Annotated in this window: 1 rRNA gene; it reads right to left on the bottom strand. The window is 51.3% G+C overall.

The features are described from left to right. Positions 1 to 1,056, bottom strand: a 16S ribosomal RNA gene (locus ACFT9I_RS40320); the annotation flags it as partial. Positions 1,057 to 1,153 lie beyond the last annotated feature (97 nt).

The following is a 1,153-nucleotide window of genomic DNA, read 5'->3' as shown; positions in this document are numbered from 1 at the left end:
ACCATGCACCACCTGTCACTCTTGTCCCCGAAGGGAAATCCCTATCTCTAGGGAGGTCAAGAGGATGTCAAGGCCTGGTAAGGTTCTTCGCGTTGCTTCGAATTAAACCACATGCTCCACCGCTTGTGCGGGCCCCCGTCAATTCATTTGAGTTTTAGCCTTGCGGCCGTACTCCCCAGGCGGAGTGCTTAATGCGTTAGCTGCAGCACTAAAGGGCGGAAACCCTCTAACACTTAGCACTCATCGTTTACGGCGTGGACTACCAGGGTATCTAATCCTGTTTGCTCCCCACGCTTTCGCACCTCAGTGTCAGTATTAGTCCAGGTGGTCGCCTTCGCCACTGGTGTTCCTTCCTATATCTACGCATTTCACCGCTACACAGGAAATTCCACCACCCTCTACCATACTCTAGTCAGTCAGTTTTGAATGCAGTTCCCAGGTTGAGCCCGGGGATTTCACATCCAACTTAACAAACCACCTACGCGCGCTTTACGCCCAGTAATTCCGATTAACGCTTGCACCCTCTGTATTACCGCGGCTGCTGGCACAGAGTTAGCCGGTGCTTATTCTGTCGGTAACGTCAAAATTGCAGAGTATTAATCTACAACCCTTCCTCCCAACTTAAAGTGCTTTACAATCCGAAGACCTTCTTCACACACGCGGCATGGCTGGATCAGGCTTTCGCCCATTGTCCAATATTCCCCACTGCTGCCTCCCGTAGGAGTCTGGACCGTGTCTCAGTTCCAGTGTGACTGATCATCCTCTCAGACCAGTTACGGATCGTCGCCTTGGTGAGCCATTACCTCACCAACTAGCTAATCCGACCTAGGCTCATCTGATAGCGCAAGGCCCGAAGGTCCCCTGCTTTCTCCCGTAGGACGTATGCGGTATTAGCGTCCGTTTCCGAACGTTATCCCCCACTACCAGGCAGATTCCTAGGCATTACTCACCCGTCCGCCGCTCTCAAGAGAAGCAAGCTTCTCTCTACCGCTCGACTTGCATGTGTTAGGCCTGCCGCCAGCGTTCAATCTGAGCCATGATCAAACTCTTCAGTTCAAACATCTTTGGGTTTTTAAGAAACCCTAAACTTGGCTCAGCAATCGTTGGTTACATCTTTGATTTCTCGCGGAGTAACTTGTGATGCTGATAATCT

The sequence above is a fragment of the Streptomyces sp. NPDC057137 genome, assembly GCF_042670825.1.
In the GTDB taxonomy this organism is placed as follows: Bacteria; Actinomycetota; Actinomycetes; order Streptomycetales; family Streptomycetaceae; genus Streptomyces.
The sequence above is the reverse complement of the archived record's forward strand: the minus strand, read 5'-3'. Positions and strand labels throughout refer to the sequence as shown.